1 protein-coding gene is annotated in these 229 nt (G+C 42.8%); it reads left to right on the forward strand.

The window, feature by feature from the left end; genetic code table 11:
- Positions 1-229, forward strand: a 229-nt coding sequence (locus RM529_RS18010) for a DUF5712 family protein (RefSeq protein WP_311486098.1), incomplete at both ends; no start/stop codon positions are given.

The following is a 229-nucleotide window of genomic DNA, read 5'->3' on the forward strand; positions in this document are numbered from 1 at the left end:
AGGGAAGTATTCAAAAGCGGGAAAAGGAAATTGAGAAACTGGAAGCAAGGGCTCCACATCGGCAAGATGGTAAGCGAATCGTACAGGGAATGCCCAAAGCAGGAAACCAAAGCCATATCCATATTATCGTAAGTAGGAAAGATGCTTCTAATTCGGTTAGCTTGTCCCCGGGTAGTAAATACAAAGCTTCAGAAGTTAACTTTAATGGTAAGACGGTTAAACGCGGATT

The sequence above is a fragment of the Autumnicola edwardsiae genome, from assembly GCF_031846505.1.
In the GTDB taxonomy this organism is placed as follows: domain Bacteria; phylum Bacteroidota; class Bacteroidia; order Flavobacteriales; family Flavobacteriaceae; genus Autumnicola; species Autumnicola edwardsiae.